The sequence below is a fragment of the Microbulbifer flavimaris genome (genome assembly GCF_001641755.2).
Classification (GTDB): Bacteria; Pseudomonadota; Gammaproteobacteria; order Pseudomonadales; family Cellvibrionaceae; genus Microbulbifer; species Microbulbifer flavimaris.
This window is the reverse complement of the sequence record NZ_LRFG02000003.1, coordinates 477,603-503,499: the sequence shown is the minus strand read 5'-3', so window position 1 is coordinate 503,499 and position 25,897 is coordinate 477,603. Positions and strand designations below refer to the sequence as shown.

General features: G+C 56.6%; 18 protein-coding genes. 2 read left to right on the top strand and 16 right to left on the bottom strand.

Annotation, left to right across the window (positions count from 1 at the left end):
* Window positions 1-207: 207 nt before the first annotated feature.
* Together AWR36_RS11345 and AWR36_RS11340 are read left to right on the top strand one after the other, a co-directional pair.
* Window positions 208-3,555, top strand: a complete 3,348-nt coding sequence (locus AWR36_RS11345) for an amidohydrolase family protein (protein ID WP_067084882.1) — start codon at window positions 208-210, stop codon at window positions 3,553-3,555.
* Between the two features lie 405 nt (window positions 3,556-3,960).
* Entirely contained in the window at window positions 3,961-5,664 is a 1,704-nt protein-coding gene (locus tag AWR36_RS11340) for a sulfatase-like hydrolase/transferase (protein ID WP_067084880.1), read from the top strand.
* A 570-nt stretch (window positions 5,665-6,234) separates the two neighbouring features.
* Here the strand turns inward: AWR36_RS11340 and AWR36_RS11335 are convergent.
* The 16 genes from AWR36_RS11335 to AWR36_RS11260 form a co-directional block, all read right to left on the bottom strand.
* Window positions 6,235-7,032 carry a formate/nitrite transporter family protein gene (locus tag AWR36_RS11335; protein ID WP_067084878.1) on the bottom strand — a complete coding sequence of 266 codons (798 nt, stop codon included), beginning with the start codon at window positions 7,030-7,032 and terminating at the stop codon, window positions 6,235-6,237.
* A gap of 132 nt (window positions 7,033-7,164) precedes the next feature.
* On the bottom strand, window positions 7,165-8,151 hold the full coding sequence (locus AWR36_RS11330) for a patatin-like phospholipase family protein (protein WP_067104656.1): 987 nt from the start codon (window positions 8,149-8,151) through the stop codon (window positions 7,165-7,167).
* 175 nt (window positions 8,152-8,326) lie between these two features.
* Entirely contained in the window at window positions 8,327-10,780 is a 2,454-nt protein-coding gene (locus tag AWR36_RS11325) for a M10 family metallopeptidase domain-containing protein (protein WP_067084874.1), read from the bottom strand.
* Window positions 10,777-11,385, bottom strand: a complete 609-nt coding sequence (locus tag AWR36_RS11320; RefSeq protein WP_067084872.1) for a hypothetical protein — start codon at window positions 11,383-11,385, stop codon at window positions 10,777-10,779. The genes AWR36_RS11325 and AWR36_RS11320 overlap by 4 nt, the downstream gene beginning before the upstream one ends.
* Before the next feature lie 594 nt (window positions 11,386-11,979).
* Window positions 11,980-13,923 carry an alpha/beta hydrolase family protein gene (locus AWR36_RS11315; protein WP_067084870.1) on the bottom strand — a complete coding sequence of 648 codons (1,944 nt, stop codon included), beginning with the start codon at window positions 13,921-13,923 and terminating at the stop codon, window positions 11,980-11,982.
* A 100-nt stretch (window positions 13,924-14,023) separates the two neighbouring features.
* Window positions 14,024-17,317 (bottom strand): TonB-dependent receptor domain-containing protein, encoded by a 3,294-nt coding sequence (locus AWR36_RS11310; RefSeq protein ID WP_096866648.1) that lies wholly within the window; start codon window positions 17,315-17,317, stop codon window positions 14,024-14,026.
* A 265-nt stretch (window positions 17,318-17,582) separates the two neighbouring features.
* Entirely contained in the window at window positions 17,583-18,002 is a 420-nt protein-coding gene (locus AWR36_RS11305) for a F0F1 ATP synthase subunit epsilon (protein WP_067084866.1), read from the bottom strand.
* Between the two features lie 76 nt (window positions 18,003-18,078).
* Window positions 18,079-19,479, bottom strand: a complete 1,401-nt coding sequence (gene atpD, locus AWR36_RS11300; RefSeq protein ID WP_067085038.1) for a F0F1 ATP synthase subunit beta — start codon at window positions 19,477-19,479, stop codon at window positions 18,079-18,081.
* A gap of 60 nt (window positions 19,480-19,539) precedes the next feature.
* On the bottom strand, window positions 19,540-20,400 hold the full coding sequence (gene atpG, locus AWR36_RS11295; protein WP_067084864.1) for a F0F1 ATP synthase subunit gamma: 861 nt from the start codon (window positions 20,398-20,400) through the stop codon (window positions 19,540-19,542).
* Between the two features lie 73 nt (window positions 20,401-20,473).
* Entirely contained in the window at window positions 20,474-22,018 is a 1,545-nt protein-coding gene (atpA, locus tag AWR36_RS11290) for a F0F1 ATP synthase subunit alpha (RefSeq protein ID WP_067084861.1), read from the bottom strand.
* A gap of 38 nt (window positions 22,019-22,056) precedes the next feature.
* On the bottom strand, window positions 22,057-22,593 hold the full coding sequence (locus tag AWR36_RS11285) for a F0F1 ATP synthase subunit delta (protein WP_067084858.1): 537 nt from the start codon (window positions 22,591-22,593) through the stop codon (window positions 22,057-22,059).
* Window positions 22,594-22,606: 13 nt separating this feature from the next.
* A complete protein-coding gene (locus tag AWR36_RS11280) occupies window positions 22,607-23,077 on the bottom strand; it encodes a F0F1 ATP synthase subunit B (RefSeq protein WP_067084856.1) in 471 nt (156 codons plus the stop codon).
* Between the two features lie 52 nt (window positions 23,078-23,129).
* On the bottom strand, window positions 23,130-23,378 hold the full coding sequence (atpE, locus tag AWR36_RS11275; protein ID WP_067084854.1) for a F0F1 ATP synthase subunit C: 249 nt from the start codon (window positions 23,376-23,378) through the stop codon (window positions 23,130-23,132).
* A gap of 63 nt (window positions 23,379-23,441) precedes the next feature.
* Window positions 23,442-24,368 carry a F0F1 ATP synthase subunit A gene (atpB, locus tag AWR36_RS11270; RefSeq protein WP_067084852.1) on the bottom strand — a complete coding sequence of 309 codons (927 nt, stop codon included), beginning with the start codon at window positions 24,366-24,368 and terminating at the stop codon, window positions 23,442-23,444.
* A 46-nt stretch (window positions 24,369-24,414) separates the two neighbouring features.
* Window positions 24,415-24,777: an ATP synthase subunit I gene (locus AWR36_RS11265; RefSeq protein ID WP_067084849.1), complete on the bottom strand. Its 363-nt coding sequence runs from the start codon at window positions 24,775-24,777 to the stop codon at window positions 24,415-24,417.
* A 212-nt stretch (window positions 24,778-24,989) separates the two neighbouring features.
* The gene (locus AWR36_RS11260; RefSeq protein WP_067084846.1) at window positions 24,990-25,883 is read right to left on the bottom strand and encodes a ParB/RepB/Spo0J family partition protein; all 894 of its coding nucleotides are present in this window, start codon (window positions 25,881-25,883) and stop codon (window positions 24,990-24,992) included.
* Window positions 25,884-25,897: the final 14 nt, after the last annotated feature.

Below are 25,897 nucleotides of genomic sequence, written 5' to 3'. Positions count from 1 at the left end.
TGGGTGAAAAAGTGGGCCATTTTGGCGGCTGGGGAGCATAGGCTCAACCCCGCCCGCGGGTCATCGCAGCCTGCGGGGGTTCGACGAGATTCGTTTGCCGCCGCAGTCCGTTGCCGGTAGTTTACCCGGGTTGAGGCGACCCGCCTTGTTTCACTGATGACTATCAGCAGATCGCCGGCCCAAAAGGCGCGGCGGAAGGACTTATAAATGACAACGATCAAGCAGAGACCACTGCGCCAGCAGCTGCTCGGTTTCACCGCGGCAGCGCTGCTGCTGCCGCTGGGCGCCTGGGGGAATACCGGTGCCACCGAAGCGGTTAAAGAGAAAGAGAGCGCCGACCAGGCCGAGAGCTGGAACGTGAACCAGCCCCCATACGAATTCAAGCCAATTGCGCTGGATACCCGCGAGACCACCTGGAGCAACCTGGACGTCAGCCCGGACGGCAAGACGATCCTGTTCGACATGCTCGGTGACATCTACCAGGTCCCGGTTTCCGGCGGCAAGGCCACGCCCCTGACCAACGAGCTGGCCTGGAACATGCAGCCGCGCTTCAGCCCCGACGGCGCCAGTATCGTTTTTATCAGTGATCGCGATGGCGCCGACAATATCTGGGTCATGGATCGCAATGGCGAGAACCTGCGCCAGTTGACCACAGAGAAGGAAAACCTGGTCCATTCACCCAGCTGGAGCCCGGACGGCCAGCACCTGGTGGCGCGCAAGGGCTTTATGTCCGGGCGCAGTATCCCCGCTGGCGAGATCTGGATGTACCACTACGGTGGCGGCGAGGGACGCCAGCTGAAAGAGCGTCTCGGTGGCGAGATCGCCCAGAAGAATATTGCCGACCCGGTGTTCTCCCCGGATGGTCGCTATATCTACTTCTCCATCGATACCACGCCAGGCACGGTGTGGGAGTACAACAAGAATTCCACCCAGCAGATCTTTGCCATCAACCGCTACGATCTGCAGGACGGCAAGGAAGAAACCTTCGTCTCCGGCCCCGGCGGCGCCATCGCGCCAATGCCATCCCCGGACGGCACCCAGCTGGCCTTTATCCGTCGCCAGGACAACAAGACCTCCCTGTTCCTGAAAGACCTGGAGACCGGTCTGGAGACACCGGTTTACAGCGAGCTTGAGCGCGACCTGCAGGAAACGTTTGGCTCCCATGGCAACTACGTGCAGTACGACTGGATGCCCGACGGCGAATCACTGATCGTCTGGTCCAAGGGTAAATTTCAGCGGATCGCTGCCGATGGCAGCGATGTCGAGGAAATCGCTGCACATATCCAGGTGGAGAAGCAGGTGGCAGACGCCGTGCGCTTCCCCGTGGATGTGGCCCCGGATGAGTTCCAGGTGAAGATGATCCGCTGGGCACAGAAGTCCCCCGACGGTCGCCAGATCGCCTTCCAGGCCCTGGGCAAGATCTACATCCAGGATGTCGCCAGCGGCGAGCGCCGTCGCCTGACCCGCCAGGATGAGCACTTCGAGTTCTATCCCAGCTGGTCCCGGGATGGCAAACAGATCACTTACGTGACCTGGCACGATGAAGCACTGGGCCATGTGCGTGTGGTCTCCGCGCGCAGCGGTCGCGGTGAGAATATCACCAGCCAGCCCGGCCTGTACGTCGAGCCGAGCTTTTCCCCCAGTGGCGATACCGTGGCCTTCCGCCGCTTTACCGGCGGCTACCTGTTGAGCCCCGAGTATTCCCTGGAACCCGGTATCTACCTGGCCGATGCCGATGGCGACTGGCAGCGCCGTCTGGTGAAGTCCGGCTACGAGCCGCACTTCGGCGCCGACGATGACCGGATCTACTTCTCCGAATTCCTCTACGAGGGTGGCGGCAAGCGGGTCCTGAAGAGTGTCGATGCCAACGGCAAGGACGAGCGCGAGCACCTGCACGGTGCCGAGATCACCTCCTTCCGCCTGTCGCCGAACGGCCGCTGGGTTGCCTTCACCCAGGACTTCAAAGCCTATGTGGCGCCGTTCATGCACACTGGCAAGTCCGAGTCCATCGGTCCCAATGCCAAGGCGGTCGCGGTGAAGCAGGTTTCCGCCCGTGCCGGCGAGCACCTGCACTGGTCCGCCGACAGCCAGACCCTTGGCTGGGCGCACGGCCCCAAACTCTATGAGCAGCAACTGAAGAATGCCTTCGACTTTATTGCCGGCGCCCCGGAGGAACTGCCGGAGCCGGTGGCCGAGGGCATCGACCTGAGCTTCAGCCAGAACCACCACAATCACGACCAGCTGATCGCCCTCACCGGTGGCAAGGTAGTCACCATGCGTGATGCCGAGCAGACCCGGGAAGTGATCGACAACGGCGTGGTCCTTTTCCGCGGCAACCGTATCGTTGCCGTCGGTCCGGCCAGCGAGGTGGAAATCCCGTCCGGCGCCGAGCGCATCGACGTCACCGGCAAGACCGTGTTGCCGGGCCTGATCGACGCCCACGCCCATGGCGCCCAGGGCCGCGAGGAAATCATTCCGCAGCAGAACTGGAACCTGTTCTCCAGCCTGGCGTTCGGTGTCACCACCATTCACGACCCGTCCAACGACAGCAGTGAGATCTTCTCCGCCGCGGAAATGCAGAAAGCCGGCATCATCACCGGCCCGCGTATCTTCTCCACCGGCACCATCCTCTATGGCGCCAAGGGCCCCGGCTACAAGGCCAAGATCAACTCCCTGGAAGATGCCCGGTTCCATGTAGGCCGCCTGAAAGAAATGGGCGCGATTTCCGTGAAGAGCTACAACCAGCCCCGTCGGGACCAGCGCCAACAGGTACTCCAGGCTGCTCGCGAGCAGGGAATTATGGTGGTGCCTGAGGGCGGCGGTAAGTACCAGCACAACATGAACATGATCGTGGATGGCCACACCGGTGTTGAGCACTCACTGCCCATCGCCAACGTCTATACCGATGTGGAACAGCTCTGGGGCCAGACGAGCGTGGGCTACACGCCGACTTTCGTCGTCGCCTACGGCGGTCTCTCCGGTGAGTACTACTGGTACGACCGCACTGAGGTGTGGAAAAACGAGCGCCTGACCCGCTTTACCCCGGACTTTATCGTGAATCCGCGCAGCATCCGCCGGCCGACTGCACCGGACGCCCATTACAACCACTTCAATGTCGCGCGCCATGCCAAACAGCTGCGCGAGAAAGGTGTCACAGTGCATATCGGTGCCCACGGTCAGCGCGAGGGACTGGGTGCCCATTGGGAGCTGTGGATGATGGGGCAGGGTGGCTTTACCCCCTGGGAAGCCTTCCGCGCCGGCACCATCGACGGCGCCCGCTACCTGGGGATGGATGGCGACCTGGGCAGTATCGAAGCGGGCAAACTGGCGGACCTGATCGTGGTCGACGGCGACCCGCTGCAGGACCTGCGCCAGTCCGAAAACATCACCTACACGGTGATCAACGGTCGTGTGTTCGATGCCGCCACCATGAATGAGCGCGGCGACGAGCAGCGACTGTCCTTCTTCCACGAGCGCCTGCCCATCAGTGCCATGCCGGCACCGACCGCGGAGGCCGTACAGGAAAAGATGGAGCGCCATCACTGGGTGCACTGATCCCATAAGATCGACTACCCATCTAAAACCCGCGGCTCCGGCCGCGGGTTTTTTTTCTGCTCACAACGCATGACCAGCGATGCTGTTGGTTTCTACTGCTATAACAAAACTGGCCAATTCTAAAATTGATTTAAGAGCAGCGGGGACACTATGGGCAATAACAGCAAACTGACTCTGGCTGCAACCGCGTTGGGCTCCGCCATCTCTCTTGCAGCCGTTCCCGCTGTTGCCGATGACTGGGACGGGGCCTTAGCCAATATGGCTTCGACGGCGACCTGCAGGGGCCGGTGCTGGGCATAAACTTCTACTTATAATCCCTAAAGCTAGCTAGTTTTACTGATAATAAAAATTCGGATACCGGGGCCACCTTGTGCGAAGAAGAGCTCAAACCAACAGGAGCGTTTCATGTCCACTCGACAACCCGCAGTACTATCCCGGCAAGTAGCGAGGAGCCTCGGCCTACTAGGTGCGATACTGTTCAGTTCCATGGCGCTCGCGGGCAAACCCATCGTCCATGACGCCGAGTTCTATGTTTTGCAGCAACAGAACGGGGAACGCTGGGCGGAGGAAGACAAGGCGCTGGACCAACGGCTGACCGAGTTCAAGCGCAGCAATGGTGGCAAGCCACCGAATATTATCTACATCCTGATCGACGATATTGGATTCGGCGATCTGGGTAGCCGTACCCTGAACATGATCCGTGGCTACGAGACACCCTCGATCAACAAAGTGGCCCGTGAGGGTATGCGCATGGCGCGCATGTATACGGAGCCCTCATGCACCCCAACCCGGGTGGCGATGATGACTGGACGCCAGCCTCATCGTAATGGAATGGGAAACACCGCAGTGGACATCTCTGGCTTTGGTCTCGCGGACAAAGAAGTCACGCTGGCAGAGATTCTCTCTGCGAATGGTTACAACACTACCCACATCGGTAAATGGCACATGGGAGACATCAAGGAGGCCTGGCCCAATTATCAGGGCTTTGATTATGCGGCCTTCCCAATTCACCAACAGGGTCAGCTTACGATCTATCACGACGATGCGGCTAACGAGGGGGTGTCTGTCGGTATCGGCGACAACAATTACGACGACCGCTACACAATGGACCGCTGGCTACGCACGGACGCCTCGGCGATGGCGCTGGGCGTCGAGGGAACCCGCAACCGACCGGTAAAAGAAGTCGGCATTAAACCCGGCGAGCGCTGGACCGAGAAAAAATACGAGGAGATGAATTACCGCTACCAGGCTCAGGCTATGGAGCAGCTGCGCAAGCTGGCGAAGGAGGGCAAGCCTTTCTTCCTTAACTACTGGCCACTATACCCGCTCACGGGTCCACGCACTTCCTACGATGAATACACCACCCCGAACGGCGGCAACTACGTGGAGAAAATGAAACTGGTGGACCAGTGGATCGGCGACATGATGACAGAGGTGGAAGCGCTCGGCATTGTCGACAACACCATTGTCATCATCATGGGGGACAACGGTCACTTCACAAAATATTCGCCGCAGTCAGGCTACTCGCCGATGATTTTCCGCGGGGGCAAGGGATCCACCACCGAGGGCGGTGTGCGGGTAGATGCGTTTGTCCGCTGGCCCGGCATGATCGAGGCGGATTCGGTTACTGGCGATATCGTGCATGTGACAGACCTGTTCACCACCCTCGCTCGTATCGGTGGCGCCCATGACGACATACCACGCGATCGTATTATCGATGGTCTCGACCAGACTGCACTCTGGCTAAACGGTGACACCTATGGGCGCCGCGATTACGTCTTCCTTTACAACATTAACGCACTAGAGGCGGTGATCAAGGAACAGTACAAGCTGGCTATACCCGGCGGAAAAATTGAGAATGCGATTCTCGCGGATTTCTATGACCTGTTCCGCGACACCCGCGAAGAGAAGCCAGTTTCAACGGAGATCGGAGCATGGGGCGGCGCCAAGTTTGTGCGTATGGTGCAGCGACACATGGCGCGCAAGCAAAAATACCCCAGCGAGGGACCCGCCACCGGTATGCCGTATGAAGGCATCACCAACCTGCGGCCGGAGACAAAGGCCGCCGTTCAGGAATTCCTATTTATGATGAAAACGCCCACCATGTAATAGCTAGCAACATGGGAAGGTACTTGGGCCCGAGGACCGACTGGAAGACAACGTAAGCGCGCTGATTTATTCAAGCTCCACTTTCTGGTGTAAATAGTGCCATGCCGGCACCGACCGCGGAGGCCGTACAGGAAAGGATGGAGCGCCATCACTGGGTGCACTGATCCCATAAGATCGACTATCCACCTGAAACCCGCGGGTCCGGCCGCGGGTTTTTCTTTTCTGCTGGCCATTTTATTAATCCGCCCGACCTGGCGGGACCATACCCATCTTCCTCGATGGTGGGTTTGCACGGCCGCAAAAACCAGCTGTTGAGTCACCTTCCTTTCACCGGGGCCATGCGAAATATCACCGTCGAAGACTGGTCTCTCAGTTCCAACAAGGCGGAGCAGTCGATTTACCTGCATGCCCGCATTCTGTTGAAACAAGGGCAGGGCCAGAGCCCGCTTGCCCCGGCGGATCAATGGCGCGAGACCCTGACAGCACCCATGCAGACTACGTCGAGAAAAGAAATTTCGAGGTGGCGTTCACGACAGATGCTGACTCCCGCTGAACGGCAGCGCCCCCAGGCTAATCGTTGGAGATATAGCCGTACTTGAGCATCCCCACAAAGACTGCCCCGCCGATGGTGTTACCCACAGTGGCAATACCGAGAAAGCGCAATACCTCGCCACCCGTCAGGCCGTTGTCCCCACCGAACCAGGCGCAGAAGGCCGCAACGGCGCCCGCGATACAGTGCGCGAGACCGCCGATTCCGATGACGAAGGTAATCAGGCTGATCACCATGATGCGACCGATGGTGTCTGTTGATGAGGCCACCACCCAGCCCAGCAGCCCCATGAGCCAGCCGGCAAAGATCGCCCCCAGGAACAGTCCACTGCCACCATCCACCATCATTTTTGCGCTGTAATACCCGAATGCAGCGCTGTCCACGTTTTCACTCAGCGCAGCAAAACGGACAAATATCAGGCTGAATAACATCGCGCCAATCATATTGCCGCCGTAAATCAGCCCCCAGACCCGCATCAGGTCCAGGATGCTGTGTTTGCGATCCAGCACCGGCAGGATCGCGAGGGTGGTATGTTCAGTGAATAAATCGCTGCGGCCGATCACCACGAGAATAAAGCCCACCGGATAGCTCATCGCCAGGATCAGGTGCAGCAGGGAGGTGGATACCAGCTCGTGGAACTGGGTGAAGAGCACCGCTATCAGGAAGAAACTGAAGCCTATCTCCAGTCCGGCAGCGGTTGACGACAGCGCAAGTGAGAGGTTGTTACGCTGGTACTCGTGCTGACTCGCCTCCATCTGCTCCTGCAGTATCTGGCGATCGCTTTTTGGTTTGGTGTTGTCCGGTGCGGTCTCTGGCATTTGACGCTCGCTGTGCCTGCCAGCCACCTCCCGAAGGGGGAAAGGCGGCTCTGCAAAAAGCTTAGAGCAAACACAGAAGCACCGCGCTGCGCTGCCTCCGCGGTCCGACCCTTGTACACCCCGGCCACGGGCTCACAGACGCGGCACTATGTCCTCGAGCCAGGTGCGTGTGCGCTCCACCTCAGCCCGGCCTGCATCGACCGCCTCCGCAGCGCGGGAGAATTCCAAACCGGCAATACCACCTACCTTTGGCATGATCATGACATCCGGCGGAGACCCCATCAGCCTGGATCGCTTGTGCCGCCGTTCCAGTATTTCCATGGCCGTAGTCATGGTATCCAGCACTCCGGGGGCATAGGGCCCGGATTTTCGCAATCTCTGGCCAATCTGTGACAATTGCTCGCGACCCTGCATGAACAGGTTGTTCAGGGGCGCCTCATCCTCACTGTCTGTATCGGTCACAACCTGCTCGGTATCGCCCGGTTCCTCTTCAGAGAGGCCTGGTTCACTGGCGAGGTTCTTTACTTCACCGCCGCGGCGTTCACGGTTGGAAGCTCCGTCCTCGGTCACATCTACCGCTATGACGCATGTGGCGCCCATCGCCCGGCACACATCCACCGGCACCGGATTTACCACCGCACCGTCAACCAACCAGCGCCCCGCAACCAGCTTTGGTGATAGCAAACCGGGAATTGAGCAGGAGGCACTCACTGCATCACTCAGATTTCCCTGCTGCAGCCAGACCTCCTGATCACTGTACAGGTCAGTTGCCACTGCCGTGAAAGGTAGAGGAAGATCTTCAATATTTTCGTAGGCGAAGTTCTCAAAGAAAGCCTGGAAGGGTTTCTTTCCCCCGAGCACTCCTCCGCTGAGCGTCCAGTTGATATCCAACAGGGAGAAGACCCGCCAGTTATCGAGCAGCTTCACCCAGTCCTCCAGTTTGTCCAGACATCCAGCCGCATAGGCAGAACCGACAAATGCTCCCATTGAAGAACCGGCAACCACCTGCGGACGGATGCCGATTTCTTCCAGCGCATTTAGCACGCCGATATGGGCAAAACCCTTCGACGCGCCACTACCGAGTGCAATTCCAATGCAGGGTTTTGAACTAGCCGTCACAGAAAACTCCGATGCTGGTCTCAATAAAATGGGAACCGGACCGAGAGCCTGACTCTCTTCATTCCGGTCCCGAACGGAGTCTATCAGGCAAACGGCTAAATGCTGGTGGACCGCCTCTGACACGCACAAAAAAAGCCCGCCAGTTGGCGGGCTTTTTCGTCAGTAGAGACGGGGATCAGTCGTTCAGGTGCGCACAGCGACCGAACTCTGCACCGCCCTGGACTTCCGCAATCAGCTGTTTCGGGAAGCTGACTTCGCGGTCCTGCCCGTCCTTACAGACGAAGGCAGTGTCCATGTCGATATCGAAAGTGATGGTGGCCCCTGCCAGGTTACCCATCATTTCTGAGCCGTCGCCACTCAGGGCCAGCGGGTTATCCACCGGGAACTGTGAGGCCTCGACCACACCCTGCTTGTTGAAGAAGTCGCGGGTGTTGATCCAGCCGATACCTTCCAGATACACCGCGCCGACAAAGCCGGTGAAGAAGGAGCCGGCACGACCGACGATCACGCTACCATCTTCATTCATGTCCGTGGGCATCACACGAATCGGACCAAAGTAGTTCTGCACAAACTCGGCGCCGTAGCGAGGGTTGGTACACAGGTTACCCAGGAAGAAGTGGTTGTAGTCCAGATCTTCACACCACTTCAGGCCGCCGATGTCGCGCAGCTCTTCAGTTTCCGTGTTCCAGAGCGTGACACCGGAAGGGGTGTCCAGGGCGACAGTCTCGCCATCTCTGGTCATTGCTGTACCGTTTCTAGCACCGAATTCGCTGTAGAGATCGCGGAATTCTCCATCGACCCAGGCCACCTGCTTGTAGGTGCTGGAGCCTGTGATGACTTCACCGTTGCCGGAAACACGGTCCGCACGAACCCACTGCACATAACCGGGCAGGTCGTAGGGCAGCTCCTCGATATTGCCATGCTTATCCCACTTCACCGGCACCATCTCGCCGGCACCACTCCTTTGGCAGTAGCCATCACCGTCGACATCTTTATAGCCAAGGCCGACTATGACTTCACCGGTGTCGTCCATGTCCCAGACAGCTGCGGCCTGTGTGCCCAGGGTACCGCTACCGCCACAGCTGTTACCGTTCAAATCTTGCATCGGTTCCAGCTTGTTGCTGACCAGGTCCCACTTCGCCGGTTCACGTATTCCGTTGCCATCCAGATCTGCAGTAATCACAGCCTTGGTAGCATTCTTGTTCATCTGCCCCGCGTTAGTGCGTACATCGACATCGGGGTGGAGTGAATAAGACTTCTGCACAGCGTCATAAACGAACGGGATACCACTACCGACGATACCCATGGCCTTTTTGCCATTTTTCGCCAGGTCAGTAACGAAGGCCTGCACCAGCGGCGTGTACTGGATACCGTCTTCGTAGCCATTGAAATACATATCCGTACGCTTGGTTTCGCCCGCCTGAACGGTAATCGGCGTGAAGCTACAGGCAGGGTCCTCAGCAGGATTTGTACTCTCGCCGTCGTTCCAGTATTCAGACTGGGAGACAATGGAGGTAGGTGCGGTCGGGTAGCCTCCAGCCTTGATAGTATCGGTGTAGAGGACGTAGCGGGCACCAGGCTGCAGGCCATTAATGGTGAATGTGCCGTCCGGACCTACCAGGCCCTGAGTCTGGTTACCAGACTGCTGGGTGATCACATCGTACATCGGGTTATCGATGTTACGGGCCACCATGTTGATACCGGAGTACTCGCTGACACCATCTTTCAGGTACAGCTTGCCGGTAATGGAGCCGTACTGGGACTTGTAGGCCTCAGTCGGATACAGGTCAGAGATGTTCACGATGTCATCGCGCACGCTGATGGTGGCCTGCTGACGGCCCGCCTCGCCACGCACATTGATGAACGGGAACATGGTTTCGATAGTGTCTTCCGCCGGCTTGGGGAACCCCTTGTAAACGTTGGTGATGTCGCATCCCGGCACACCGTCATGATAGGGACGATAGCTTGCAGCCATGTAACTGAAGTGACCATTAGCCTGGGAGTGGGACATATTCAACGCGTGGCCGAACTCGTGGGTGAATACACCGGCAACCATCTCGCCTTCAGTATCCTTGATGTCAACGAACCAGCCATTCATCAGGGCGGTGGCTTCGGTGATTTCCCCCGTTTCCTCATCTGCCCACTCCGGGAAGGCGATGCCGAGCACCTGGTTTTTCGGCACACCGAAATACTGCTCGAGAATCTGTCCATCAGTATCGTAATTTACCCAGAACCCGTAACCGTTTTCTTTCGCGTAAATTTCCCCAACGTTGGTTTCGTTGACGTCGGCGATGCCAGTCTGCTCTTCGATGGTGCCCTGAATGGACATACGCAGTGTGGAGGTTTCGACGTTGGACCACTCAGCGACCGCTTTTGCAGTCACCGCGTTGGCCTGGTCGATACTCAGGAATACGGTGCCATCGTAATTGACGGTAAACGCCTGTGCCTCACCGCCATCGGCAGTGGGTGTCATGGGACCACCATCGGTGTAAACGGGGATATCACCTTTGGAAGTATCCCACTTGTAGGGCTGCATGGTCGGTTCATGGATGTACAGGGGGCCACCCGCCTGTGCGCCTGCAGAAGCCAGGGCAAGACCCACCGCGATGCTGAGCTTATTCATTTTCATTTTTTGCTCTCCTCTACCAGCTTGCCGACGTAACCCATGAAAGTCGCAGAGCTTACTGCGCCCGGGCTGGTAATCATGTTTTGTTCCTCGGCGGACATGTTGGAAGTGTCCATGCGCTCGAAGAGACCCGCGTTGTTAAATGCGTTCTTCACCTGATCGTTGCTTACAACGAACTTACCCTGAGCCATACCTGCAGTGGTCTGGAAGCCGGTCATGCTGGCTTTCTTGTACATGAAGGCAACGACCTGTTCACCCTCGTGCCACTTGGCGAAGCCCTCCGGCGTTACGCCCAGGTAAACCTTACCGTTGCCCATGGAGCGCGGCTTCAGCAGCCCGAACTGGCGGAAGGTATATTCAGTGTCTTCTTTGACCTTGCCCTTGGCATCGCTGCCGACGCGAATGGTAACTTCGGTGTAGGGAGCATTATTCTGGAAGCCGTCGGTAACGCTAACCACGTGACCCAACAGTATGCTTTCAGATGCAGTCACCAGCTCTGCAAGATTCTGGCTTTTGAGTTTCATGGCGTTCGCAGAGACGGATAGCAGGGCTGCCACCGTCAGCGTCGCCAGTAGGGAAATGCGCGAGAAAAGTTTCCCGGTTGGCATGGAGACCTCCTGACAGGATTTATTGTTATGGGATATCACAAACTCATTCGATCTTTGCGACCCTTGACCCAACTCACTAGATCACAAATTCTCTGGTATAGAAGTAACAATCTGTAACAGAGCGAAATAAAAGGAATTGTCTTTTGGTGTCAACGACTAATGCGTAGATCTTGCGGTGATCATGGTTTGAATTGCAGGGAAAAACACGTAAAAGCTGGCTCTTTTAAGCTGACACCATGTGTCTTAACCTCCGGATAGATTAAAGGTTTCCATCCGCAAGCAGCGCTAAGAACGGTAATTGAGAATCAGGGGGGAATTGGTCTTCGATGAGGAGATGAGATGCCCTGCTGGATCACAGCACGAGTGTTAACCAACGCACAATTTCAACATCTATTGAGAGCAATGTTCACCTGTGATGGACACCGCGCTGTTCAGATATTGAATTACGGCAGAGTAAGCCACACTCTCGCTCCGATGCATGTCTGCTCATGGCCCTAACGAGACCATGAGCAGAATCAGGGGCAAAGCCTGGCTCAATGTGAGCGTAAAGTGCGTTAGGGCCACTTCGCTGACAAGCGAGTTGCGGATCCGGCTTTATAGCCCATCGGGTCCGCAATCCTCCGCGAGATAGCCAATCATTGATTCGTATAACGTTTTCTGGTGATGGTAGAACAGCGTATTGCTGAAATGATCAGCGCCATCTAACTCCACATATTCAAACGGCTTATTCAGCTCCATTAGGGCTTTGCGATATTTTTCAGCATGCTCCGGAGGTACCCGCTGGTCCACATCGCCGTGAACGAGCAGGATGGGAATATTCACGTCTTCCACTGCCTCGATCGGGGACAAGCTGTCATCCCACATGCTCAGCTGCTCTATCTTGCTCGCACCACGCAGCCGCGTACGGTAGTAGTTAACCTGCATCTGGTTATCGGATACCGCCGCACCCGCGATAGCACATTGGTAAATCTGCTCGTCACGACTCGCCGCAACCAACGCGGCATAGCCTCCATAAGACCAGCCGAAGATAGCAAGGCGATCAGGATCAGCCCAACCCTGCTCCACCAGATAGAGCATGCCGTCGTCCTTATCGTCTTGCATCTTCTTTCCGCCCTGACCACCATCTATGAATGCAGACTGATAGTGATCCAAACCCAAGCCACGTGACCCACGGTACTGTGGCTGCAGTACCAGATAGCCATTGTTTGCTAGCATTTGCGCCCATTCATCGTACAACGCCAACTCGGAGACAAACGGCCCACCATGTGGCATAACGATCGCAGGGAAGGGCGGTTTGCCCTTGGGCACGGTCAAATAGGCCGGGATGGTACGTCCATCGCGCGCTTTATATTTTATGTAACGTACATCAGCGAGTTTTTCGGCCTCGAGCAATGGTTGACGGCTACCCAGCTTTGTAAGCCGCCCGCCGTGCAGCAAATAGTAGGTGCCAGGATCGCGCGGCCCAACGTTGTAGATTGTCATGCTACTACCATCACGAGAGCGGCTATTTATCCGGACATAGTGAGCATTCGGTACTACCTGCTCAAGCTGTCGCTGGGTCGCCATTTCAACTTCGTCAAAATATTCAACCTTCACGTTGTCCGCTGCATAGACAACTCCTGTTACGCGATCAGCCTGCTCCCAGGAATTCGTATGGTAACGAGTACCGGAAACGTCCACGTCCTCTCGCCGGTAGATTAGCTCTCCATACGCACCGACCTTCAGGTCGTACTCCCACAGACCGGCCTTGTCATGTCCGTTATGTGCGTTCACAAACAATAGATGAGGCTTATCTACATCGAAACCCTCCACCCTGAAAGTCTCGAAGGAGTCTTCATCCTGCCGGTAAAACTCTGTCCATTTGCTTTGATTGGTCAGGCGCTCGTACCAGATCAGCTCGCCTTTGCCGATATCAAACCCACGTGCCAGCCAGGGTTTGCCATTAGCATCAAACTCTACCTGACCCATATCGAGCTTACCGCGCATCAAGAGCTTCTTTGCGCCCGTCTTTAGATTGAGCTCGTAATACGTCCGTGGTCTGAATGCCCTGTTCAAGCGACTATCACCACCACCAGGAAGGTAAGAAAAAATGATTCGGTTTTTCTTTCCCGGCAATACATTTTCCATCTCCGCACCGAGCTGGTCGTATTTCTGCATCTTGTTCCGACGGATATCCACTGATGCAAGGAGATATTCATAAACCCCCTGGTTAAAACCCTCGATGCGGTCACGGACTTTCTGTCTCAGGCGCATTCCTATCACGTCATTACTTACCCAAAAAAACTGCGTGATTTCCATTGGGTCCGAATTAACACGATAGGGCTCCTCATTGAGGTTTGATGTCGGATACACCTCAATTATTGGATCACCATCCTTGGTGGGTATCTTCATTAACGCGACATGCTTCCCGTCCGGGGAAATTTCGACATTACTGATGACATTCCGAAGCGCCCAATATTCCAGCGGATAGGGTTCCGCCGTCTTACCGATAACCTGAACACTGACAAGCATTATCAGTGAAATAAATAGCTTCTTCATTGTAATAATCCTGCGCGTATAGTCCTTGTTACAGGCTTAGCCAATTATCTCTGAAAAAAAAGCCCGCATTGAAGCGGGCTTTTTCCATGCCAGTCTAAACTTAGAAAGTTTTCTGAACATTCAGGAACATCTGTCGTCCCTGGATATCGTAGCCATAGCCTATTGGCGTATTGTTAATGGACAATATTTCATTGCCATCAACCGCCGGGGGCTCTTCATCAAAGACGTTTCGGATACCCAGACCGGCAGTCCAAGTGTCCGCATAGTAGTACAACGATGCTGCATGAACGACATAGTCATCAGCAAAACCTACATCACGACAGTCGACACCACCATTAGCTGCGCCAATACAGGAGTCGGATGTAAAGCCTGTCCCGTTGGTATCGAAAATATCACTGTACGCATCTACGTACTCTTCGTCTTGTTCGACTTTACTCATGTAGCGAGTGGTCCAGGTGAAACGATAATTATCGTATTCCACACGGAATTCACCCCGCCCCTGCCATTTCGGATAACCGAACGTACCTGTATAAACTTCGATGTCCGGGGTGCCATCATCAGCCAAGTACGTAAGCGTACGCTCCAAGACACGGTTGAATGTCAGGTTTGCAGAGAGCTCCAGTGGTGCACCAAATAACGTTACCGGCTGCTGATAGCGCAGGTTGTAATCGATACCTCTGGCAACCTCATTATCCCGGTTGACGAAGGCTGCATCGATAATATCGAGGAATCCATCATCATCACGGCTCAACAGGGAGCAGAAAGCACTGCTGCCATTTGGGTTGTTGTAGCAGTCATTAACCAGGAACTGGGCACTCGGCTCGATAATCGAGTTTTCAATTTCGATATCGAAATAGGTCATGCCCAGGGTCAGGCCAAAGTCATCGAAGAAGGGCTGTTCATAGGAAAAACCAACAGTGAAAGATTCAGACGTTTCCTCTTCCAGGTCTGTGGTACCGCCGCGAGCCACTTCAACACTGTATGTGTTGAAACCATTGTTACTGAAGGTGGTCGGATCGACACCATTTGCGAGACAGTTGGCCAGGACTTCAGGAGAGCGACCATCCAGAGCGGCATTATAGCCACCGCTGATTGGATCCAGTGCTGAATCTGGAATCGCACATGGATCGAATACGCTGTTGAATCCGGTCTGGTTCTGAAGGAAGTTCTCACGCAGGTTGGGAGCGCGGTAAGAGGTACCGTAGGTCGAACGCAGTAACAGAGACTGAACGGGGCGATACGCGATCTTGGCGGCATTCGTCCAGGCACCACCATAAAACTCATCTTTCGTATATCGAGCGGACAGGTTGGTTGTCAGCTCTTCAACCATGAACATGTTGGCCAGAATCGGCAGTTCGATTTCAGCGAACGCTTCATGAGTATCCTTGCTACCGGTCGCACCACCGTCAGAAAAGTACCCGAAGAAGAGGCCATCGCGAGCAATATCATCCGGTAGGGATTTGATCCTGTCATTGCGGGTCTCGGCGCCCACACCCACGATAACGTCACCAGCAGGCAAAGACGCTACATTACCGGAAGCATATGCACTGAAGATGGTCTGATAGTAAGCGGTGTCGAAATCGCGACTATCGAACAGGTAATCCCGCTCGGCTTGAGTCGCGAAATCGCCCACTACGCCCTGATACAGCGAGTCAGCATACATATCGATGGGCACACAGGTCGACTCCCCTGGAAGCGGGGTACAGGTAAAGGTGCCGGGATTATTGGGGTCCTCTACTGTGGTAGCCAATGACTGTGCCAGGCGATCACCGCGAATACCGTAACGGCTGGACTTACCATCCGACTTTGTCAGGGAGCCTGACAGTTCGAAGCTCCAATCAGACAGGGTACCGACATTCAACATCGGCAGGTCACCGCGAACACCGGTGACCATGCGCAACTGCGAAACTTCGACATCAGCTTGTGTGCGGTCTCCCCGAACGGAAACGATCGGTAGAGAGCTTTGCGGACCAAGGGGCCCGCTGAACAGGTCAACGATTCCGAAGTCTGCAAACTGCTGGGGGGTCAAACCAAATTCTGCAGCAACCTGCGCGGCGAAATTAGGATTACGTAGCAGCTCGTCATAGGCCAGGCCACAATCAACGCCGCGCACCCCATCGGGATTACAGATGTTGAACGGGTTATTAGCCGGCACATTAGGGAACAGCTGGAATGCACCACTATCAATGAAGTTTTCACGCTGGGCGTAGCTGGTCTCGAAGAATGGCGTCAGGTTCATATCACCTTCAAAGGTATACTCACCATAAGCCATAAAGCTCATCCGCTCCTGTTCCGGCAGCAGGTGGGCAAACAAGTCGCGGCCGTTGATATCATAATCGCGGAAGTTGACGTCAGTCACACCATCGCCATTACCGTCAACGCCAATACTGCCGAACAAGCTGGATTCAGAGAATCCGTTCCAGCCACCGTTGCTGGTGCCAGGAGTGTAATAAATGCTACCGGCGAGAGGCACTGAAACACGCCCGGCGAGCGAACCTACAGCGCAGCCATCTGACATGTCCATGCCATAGATTTCACTATAGAAAAGATCCTGGGTGTAGATTTTGCCGTCAGTGCCTATTTCGTAATTTGTGGCACAGCCATCGGTCCATTCGCGGTCGGCGAGAGTTACGGCATTTTGCTGGAAGTACTCCACACCCATACCGATAAAGCCGCGGTCGAAGTTCTCGCCCCAGCTGAAACTCATGGTGTTGGCCTCACCATTGGCCTGCTCTGGATTGGAGCTAAACACCTCGAAGTCGACACCTTCAAAATCCTTCTTGAGGATCACGTTTGTCACACCTGCGACGGCGTCAGAACCGTAGATGGACGAAGCACCATCGAGAAGCAGGTCATATTGCTGGACCAGGGATGCCGGAATCAGGTTGAGGTCTGGGGCTACAGGAGCACCTTCCACACCAGCAGGGGCCAGACGCCGGCCGTTCAGGAGCACCAGAGTTCGACCAGCACCCAGGCCACGCAGGTCCACGGTGGAGGCACCGGGACCATTGTCAAGAACATAGCCGGAGAAGGTCAGGTCAATCTGCTGACCTGTAGCGGCGCCACTGCTTTGCAGGATCGATGAAGTATCGATTGCACCCGCCTCGCGTGCGCCTTCTGTATCAATAATCTGCAGCGGAGCAATACTTGAGAAGGTATCTCGTTTCAGACGGGAGCCGGTTACCACGACCTGCTCCATATCACCGTCTTGTTGTTCGCCGGCAACCGCTTCTGCCGCCGGGGTTTCAACGGCGACTTTTTCTTCGGAAAGGGTTGTAGCTTCGCTCTCTTCCTGGGCCAGTGCCCAGGGACTCAATACCGCCGCCAGTACGGCTGTGGAAACACTTGCAGCCAGTGGCGACATGGCTCCCTTATATAGTTGTTCTTTTTTCATCCTTAATTCACCCTTCGGTTAAATAATGTACAACCAGAAGCGCTAAAACCAGCCGCATAATTACAAAACGTTACAGTCAGGAATTACCCGAATCTTTTTTTCACGAACGGACTGGATCACCATATTTTTGTGATCGACTTCGCAAATCTGAAAAAAGAAAGCAGGAGTTCTAGTCAAATAAATTCGACCAGAAAGGGGCTATGGGGCGAGCGGACACAAAAAAAGCAGCCGAGGCTGCTTTTTCTGATTGCTTCGAAAGAAGCGTTTATTTGCCGGCTGCCTTGCGGATGGCCTGCAGGGTACGCAGACGGGCTTCGGCTTCGGCCAGCTGTGCGGATACACGCGCATAGTCCACCTCGGAAGGGGCTTTATGCAGTGCGTGAGTCGCCTCTTCGCGGGCCTTCTGGGCAGACTCTTCGTCAATTTCACGCTCGGCGATGTCTGCCAGAATCGTGACGATATTGGGCTGCACCTCGGCGTAACCGCCGCTGACGAACAACACTTCCTCTTCACCACCAGGCTTGATGATGCGCACCGGTCCGGGCTTGAGGGCGGTGAGCAGCTGGGCGTGACCGTAGGAAATTCCCAGTTCACCCTCGACACCGCTCACGATCACCATCTCCACCAGGCCGGAGAAGAGGGATTGCTCAGCGCTTACAATGTCGCAATGTACAGTCATAGCCATAAGGCTACCTCATTCTCTGGTAATTGCCTGAGGAAATCCGGGCCCAGCCGCCAGGCAGGGCCGCGAATCTCTGCGCTTACTTGGCCTTGTTGGCTTTCTCGACGGCTTCGTCGATGGTGCCGACCATGTAGAACGCCTGCTCCGGCAGGTGGTCGTAGTCGCCGTTCAGGATGCCCTGGAAGCCACGGATGGTTTCCTTCAGGGAAACGTATTTGCCCGGTGCACCGGTAAATACTTCTGCAACGTGGAACGGCTGGGACAGGAAGCGCTCGATCTTACGGGCACGGGCCACGATCTGCTTATCTTCCTCGGACAGCTCGTCCATACCCAGGATGGCGATGATGTCCTTCAGCTCCTTGTAACGCTGCAGTACAGACTGCACGCCACGGGCTACTTCATAGTGCTCCTGGCCGATAACCAGCGGGTCCAGCTGACGAGAGGTGGAGTCCAGCGGATCAACAGCCGGGTAGATACCCTTGGCGGCGATGTCACGGCTCAGTACGACAGTGGAGTCCAGGTGCGCGAAGGTGGTAGCCGGGGACGGGTCGGTAAGGTCGTCCGCCGGTACGTATACGGCCTGGATAGAGGTAATGGAGCCAGTCTTGGTGGAGGTAATACGCTCCTGCAGAACGCCCATCTCTTCCGCCAGTGTCGGCTGGTAACCTACCGCAGACGGCATACGGCCGAGCAGTGCGGATACTTCGGTACCGGCCAGGGTGTAACGGTAGATGTTGTCGACGAACAGCAGTACGTCACGACCTTCGTCACGGAATTTCTCCGCCATGGTCAGGCCGGTCAGGGCAACACGCAGGCGGTTACCGGGCGGCTCGTTCATCTGGCCGTAAACCATCGCTACCTTGGACTCGGAGAAGTTCTCAACGTTTACAACGCCGGCTTCCTGCATCTCAAAGTAGAAGTCGTTACCTTCACGAGTACGCTCACCAACACCCGCGAACACGGACAGACCGCTGTGCTCGGTGGCGATGTTGTTGATGAGCTCCATCATGTTTACGGTCTTGCCCACGCCGGCGCCGCCGAACAGGCCAACCTTACCACCCTTGGCGAACGGGCAAACCAGGTCGATTACCTTGATGCCGGTTTCCAGCAGCTCGGTAGAACTGGACTGCTCTTCATAGGTGGGTGCAGCGCGGTGGATAGAGGCGCGCTCTTTCTCACCAATCGGGCCACACTCATCGATCGGGTTACCCAGAACGTCCATGATGCGACCCAGGGTCTCAGTACCTACCGGCACGGAAACCGGCGCACCGGTGTTCTTTACTGGCAGACCGCGGGAAATACCCTCGGATGAACCCATGGCGATGGCACGTACGATACCGTCGCCCAGCTGCTGCTGCACTTCCATGGTGAGGTTCTTCTCCTCAACCACGAGTGCATCGTATACCTTCGGTACGGAATCACGCGGGAATTCCACGTCGATTACCGCCCCGATAACTTGCACAATTTGCCCGTTACTCATTTCCGGATCCTCAACTTTCAATTCTTTCATCGGCCCTAGGGCTGGAGCTGTCGCGTCGCCTTATACTGCCGCGGCGCCGCCTACAATCTCAGACAGTTCCTGGGTAATGGCCGCCTGGCGCGCCTTGTTGTAAACCAGCTGCAGTGCATCGATGAGTTCGCCAGCGTTATCGGTGGCGCTCTTCATGGCGATCATTCGCGCAGCCTGTTCACAGGCCTTGTTTTCAACCACAGCCTGGTACACCTGTGACTCGATATAGCGAGCCAGCAAACCATCCAGCAGCTCCACGGGCTCGGGCTCGTAGAGGTAGTCCCAGTCGTGACCCAGTTCTTCGTCTTCATCCTTCGGCAGCGGCAGCAATTGCTCGACCCGCGGCTTCTGGGACATGGTGTTGACGAACTCGTTGGACACGAGGAACAGACGGTCGATTTCGCCCTCGGCGAAACGATCCATCATTACCTTGACGGAGCCGACCAGCTTGTTGGCCTGGGGCGCGTCACCGACATCACGCAGCGCCGCTACCACCTTGGCGCCAATACTGCTGAAGAAGCCGGCAGCCTTGTTACCAACTGCACAAACCTCGACATCAACGCCCTTGTCTGACCAGGCCTGCATATCGCGAATGGCTGCCTTGAACATGTTGATGTTCAGACCACCACAGAGACCGCGGTCGGTGGATACCAGGATAAAACCAACCCGCTTGGCTTCGCGCTCCTGCAGGTAGATGTGCTGGTATTCCGCCGAGGCGTTGGCGACATGGCCGATCACCTGGCGTATGCGCTGGGCGTAAGGACGCCCCAGTGCCATGCGATCCTGAGCCTTGCGCATCTTACTCGCCGCGACCATTTCCATCGCGGAGGTAATTTTCTGCGTGCTCTTGATGCTGGCAATTTTTGTGCGTACTTCTTTTCCGCCTGCCATAGTGTTTTACCTTTTTGCTCGTTTCTTCCCTAACCTCCGCCCTCGCCAAAACAGGGGAGGGCGGAAGGCGGAATTACCAGCTACCGGTAGCCTTGAACTTCTCGATGGCACCCTTGAAGGCCGCATCGATTTCGTCGTTGTAAGCGCCGGTGCTGTTCACCTTCTCCATCAGTTCTGCATGTTCGCTGTTCATGTAAGCGAGCAGGGCGGATTCGAAGTCGAGCACCTTGTTTACTTCTACGTCGTCCAGGTAACCCTTGTCGGCGGCGTAAACGGAAACAGCCATTTCCGCGATAGACAGCGGAGAGTACTGCTTCTGCTTCATCAGCTCGGTAACGCGCTCACCGTGGTCCAGCTGGGCCTTGGTGGCCTCGTCCAGGTCGGAGGCAAACTGGGAGAATGCCGCCAGTTCGCGGTACTGGGCCAGTGCAGTACGGATACCGCCGGACAGCTTCTTGATCACCTTGGTCTGAGCGGAACCACCGACTCGGGATACGGAGATACCCGGGTTGATGGCCGGACGTACACCAGCGTTGAACAGGTCGGTCTCCAGGAAGATCTGACCATCGGTAATGGAAATCACGTTGGTCGGTACGAACGCGGAAACGTCGCCAGCCTGGGTTTCGATGATCGGCAGGGCGGTCAGAGAACCGGTCTGGCCTTTCACTTCACCGTTGGTGAACTTCTCTACGTACTCGGCGTTGACGCGAGCGGCGCGCTCCAGCAGACGGGAGTGCAGGTAGAAAACGTCACCCGGGTAGGCTTCACGGCCCGGCGGGCGCTTCAGCAGCAGGGAGATCTGGCGGTAGGCCCACGCCTGCTTGGTGAGGTCATCGTAAATAATCAGGGCGTCTTCACCGCGGTCGCGGAAGTACTCACCCATGGTGCAGCCAACGTACGGAGCCAGGAACTGCATGGCAGCCGGGTCAGCGGCGCCGGCAGCAACCACGATGGTGTGATCCATCGCACCGTGCTCTTCCAGCTTGCGGACCACGTTGGCAATGGAGGACTGCTTCTGGCCGATGGCAACGTAGACACACTTAATGCCAGTGCCTTTCTGGTTGATGATCGCATCGATCGCAACCGCAGTCTTACCGATCTGGCGGTCGCCAATGATCAGCTCACGCTGGCCACGGCCGATCGGGATCATGGTATCAACCGCTTTCAGACCGGTCTGTACCGGCTGATCTACGGACTGACGGGCAATTACGCCGGGGGCTACTTTTTCTACCGCATCGGTCAGCTTGGTGTTCAGCGGACCTTTGCCGTCGATCGGGTTGCCCAGTGCATCTACTACACGGCCCAGCAGCTCGGGACCAACCGGGGTCTCGAGAATGCGGCCGGTGCAGCGGCACTTCTGGCCTTCCGCCAGATCTTTGTAGTCACCCAGTACAATCGCGCCCACAGAGTCGCGTTCCAGGTTCAGTGCCATACCGTAGACACCGCCTTCGAACTCGATCATCTCACCGTACATGGCGTCAGCCAGGCCGTGGATGCGGATAATACCGTCGGAAACGGAAACAATAGTGCCCTCATTCTGGGCCTGGGTGCTCACATCGAGACTCTCGATGCGGCTCTTGATAATTTCACTGATCTCAGAGGGATTCAGTTGCTGCATGCTCTGTTCCTCAAGTTCCTAAATGCTTAGGAAAGTAATTAGGAGTTCATCGCCTCGGCGAGTTTGGCCAGTCGGCCGCGCACCGTGCCATCGATCACTGTGTCACCGGCGCGCACGATGGCGCCACCCAGCAGGTTTTCGTCTACCGAGCTGTGCAGGTGTACTTCGCGTCCGAATTTCTTGCCGAGCGCCTTGGTCAGTTCAGCCGACTGGGCATCACTGAGGGCTCGTGCGGACACGACTTCCACATCGATCGTGGACTCCGCTTTTGCTTTCAGTTCTTCGAACAGCGCGGAAATTTCCGGCAACAGGGGCAGGCGGTTATTTTCCGCCAGCAACCGGATAAAGTTCTTACCGGATTCACTGAGGTCATCTGAACAGATGGACAGGAATTTTTCTGCGCGCTCTTCACTGGTGAGCTGTGGATTTTCCAGCAGCTCACTCACTTTCTCGCTTTGGCTGACCGCGGCTGCAGTAGCCAGCGCAGCGCTCCAACCGGAGAGGTCGGAGGCTTGCTGCGCATAGGCAAAGGCTGCTTTGGCGTAGGGCCGGGCCAGTGTGCTGAGTTCCGCCATTGGGGTTCCTCGCTTACAGCTCGGCTGCCAGTTTATCGATCAGATCATCGTGTGCCTTGGCATCGATATTGATCGACAGGATTTTCTCGGCACCGGCCACGGACAACTCGGCTACGCGGGCACGCAGCTGTTCCTTGGCGCGGTTCACTTCCTGTTCGATCTCTGCCTTGGCAGCGGCCTTCAGACGGTCGCCTTCGGCGAGCGCTGATTGCTTGGCCTCATCGATAATCTGGTTGGCGCGCTTGTTGGCACCATCGATGATTTCTGCCGCTTGCTCTTTGGCTTCCTTGAGCTGGTCGGCAGCCTTACGCTGCGCCAGTTCCAGATCCTTGCCGGCACGCTCCGCCTCTTCGAGGCCGGTGGCGATTTTCTGCTCGCGCTCTTTCATCACGCCCAGCAGGGGCGGCCAGACGAACTTCCAGCAGAACCATACGAAGGCCAGAAAGGTAATCGACTGGCCGATTAGAGTCAGGTTGATATTCACACCGACACCTCTTGCTCTTTAAAAAGGGTTAAGGGCAATTGGAACGATGGAATTAACCAGCCAGACCAGGAGCAACCGCGAAAATCAGGTACATGGCGATACCAACACCGATCATCGGAACGGCGTCGAGCAGACCTGCCATCAGGAACATTTTGCCCTGCAGAGCCGGAGCCTGTTCCGGCTGACGCGCGGAACCTTCCAGCAGTTTGCCACCCAGGGTACCGAAACCGATCGCAGTACCCAGTGCGCCCAGACCGATCAGCAGTGCGCTCGCGATGTAAACCAGACCAAGTGCTTCCATTGTAATCTCCATCTATAAGTTAAGAGTTGATGTAAAGGTTGATGAAACGTAACTGTCGAAAAATCAGTGGTCGTTCTTGTGCTCTTCTTCCCGGTCGTGGGCCATGGCCATGTACACGGTGGTCAACACCATGAATACGAACGCCTGCAGGGTGATCACCAGGATATGGAAGATCGCCCAGCCCATCTGCAGGAAGCCGGCACCGATAAAGCCGAGCACGCCCACGCCGAAAACAATCGCGATGAGGATGAAGATCATCTCACCGGCGTAGAGGTTACCGAACAGGCGCAGGCCGAGAGAGACCGGCTTTGCCAGCAGGGATACCGCTTCCAGCAGGAAGTTGAACGGAATCAGGAAAATGTCGATGTACCACTTGCCGGAGTGGAAGGGGTGCAGGGTCAGCTCCTTGAGGAAGCCAATCGGGCCCTTCTCTTTGACACTGAAGATCAGCATCAGGGCAAATACCGCCAGGGCCATACCCAGGGTGGCGTTCAGGTCGGTCGTCGGCACCACCTTGAAGAACAGGTGCGGGTTCCCAGAGATACCGGCCGCAGCCATTGGCAGCCAGTCAACCGGGATCAGGTCCATGAGGTTCATCAGGAAGACCCACACGAAGATGGTCAGCGCCATAGGCGCCACCAGGCTGTTGCGGTGCGGGAAGGTTTCCTTCACGAGCTTGTCAACAAACTCGGTTACCATTTCCACAAAGCTCTGCAGGCCGCTGGGCACACCACTGGTGGCCTTTTTGGCGCCGCGGGCAAACAGGAAACAGAACAGCATACCGAGCACGATGGACCAGCCGAGGGTGTCGATATGAACCGCCCAGAAGCCCATGTCGGCAGCTTCCTGGGATGAGTGGGCCAGAGTCCAGGTACTCTCCTGCAGAACGGTACCGTCATAACGGGTGTACCCGGCGGGCAGTTTGCCGTACGCCATGTTCTGCAGGTGGTGTTGGATATACTCCGTCGCGGTTTGAGCTTCGCCTGCCATAGTTCCTCAGCAATCGTCAAAGTAAGAATTCTTTTCCTGGCACCGGTCAGCGGACCATCCGTGCCACCAACAACCACTGCACGATCACACAGAGGCCGTAGCTGATAAACAGTGCGGCCGCATTGATCGGCCTGATTGCGGCAAACACTGCCGCGAACCCTACCAGGGTCAGTACGAACTTGCCGGTCTCCGCCCGGTAGAAGGATTCCAGTACCCGGGGGGCCGCGCGGGCGCCACTGTGGCGAAATGCGCGCAAGGCAAAGTACGCATTGGGCAGCGCGCACAGCGCACCGCCGAGAAAAATCGAGAGCGCTGTCACCGGGTTGCCAAGGAGGTGCCAGGCTGCACCAATCAGCGATACCAGCAGGAGCTGTACCGCGGCAACTTTCAACACCGGGGGTTTAGACATAGGCGGGGTCAAGCCGGCCAATATTAGCGCTGTCCGCCCAAATTTTGGGCGAGCGAATTATAGGAGCAAGAGCATTGCCGGTTCAACCGGCAAATGCCGTCAAGTTACTTAAATTTCGGCGGTTTTTATCGGCTGATGGCACTCAATGTGAGTGCTCACCAACAAATTGCAATGCACCGTTTTGGCGCACATTAAAACCAACTATTGGCGCCTCAATCCTCGCTGTAGCCGAGGTGACCCAGGATACCCTGAAGCTCATCGAGACTGCTGTATTTGAGTACCAGACGCCCGGCGCCCTTTTCGTTGCAGTCGATGGTGACGGGCACGCCGACCTTTTCCGACAATCGCTCGCTCAGGCGGCGGATATTGGGATCCTCTTTGGGCTTGGCCGGAGCCGGGCTGTGCGCCTGCTGCTGCAGCCGGCGGACCAGCGCCTCGGTCTGGCGCACGGTAAGCCCCCGATCCACTACCTGGCGAGCCGCGGCGCGCTGGGTTTCACCACCGAGCCCGAGCAGCGCCTTGGCATGCCCGAGCTCCAGGTCCCCCCGCTCGAGGAAGGTGCGAACCTCGTCAGTGAGGCTGAGCAGGCGCAGCAGGTTGGTGACCGCGGTGCGGGATTTACCCACCGCTTCGGCGACCTGCTGCTGGGTCAGCTCGAACTCGTCCTGGAGGCGCTTCAGCGCTGAGGCCTCTTCGACCGGGTTGAGATCTTCCCGCTGGATATTCTCGATGAGCGCCATGGCGACAGCGGCCTCATCAGGCACATCCCGGACCAGTGCCGGCACCCGGTCGAGCTCAGCCAGTTGGGCCGCGCGCCAGCGGCGTTCGCCGGCGATAATCTCAAACTTTTCACCCACCGGGCGCACGACGATGGGCTGCATGATGCCCTGGGCGCGGATGGAGTCAGCGAGCTCCTGCAGGGACTCCTGGGGGAAATCGCGCCGCGGCTGATAGCGGCCGCGCTGCAAATATTCGATAGGTAGTTCGCGCAGCTCACCGTCGATCGACTCGCTGCCGTCACCGGTGGCCATGGCGATCGCCTGGCTTGCTTCACCACTGATCAGATGGGAGAGATTTCTGCCCAAACCTTTGCGCCGGCTGGCCATAAACGTTACCTCGG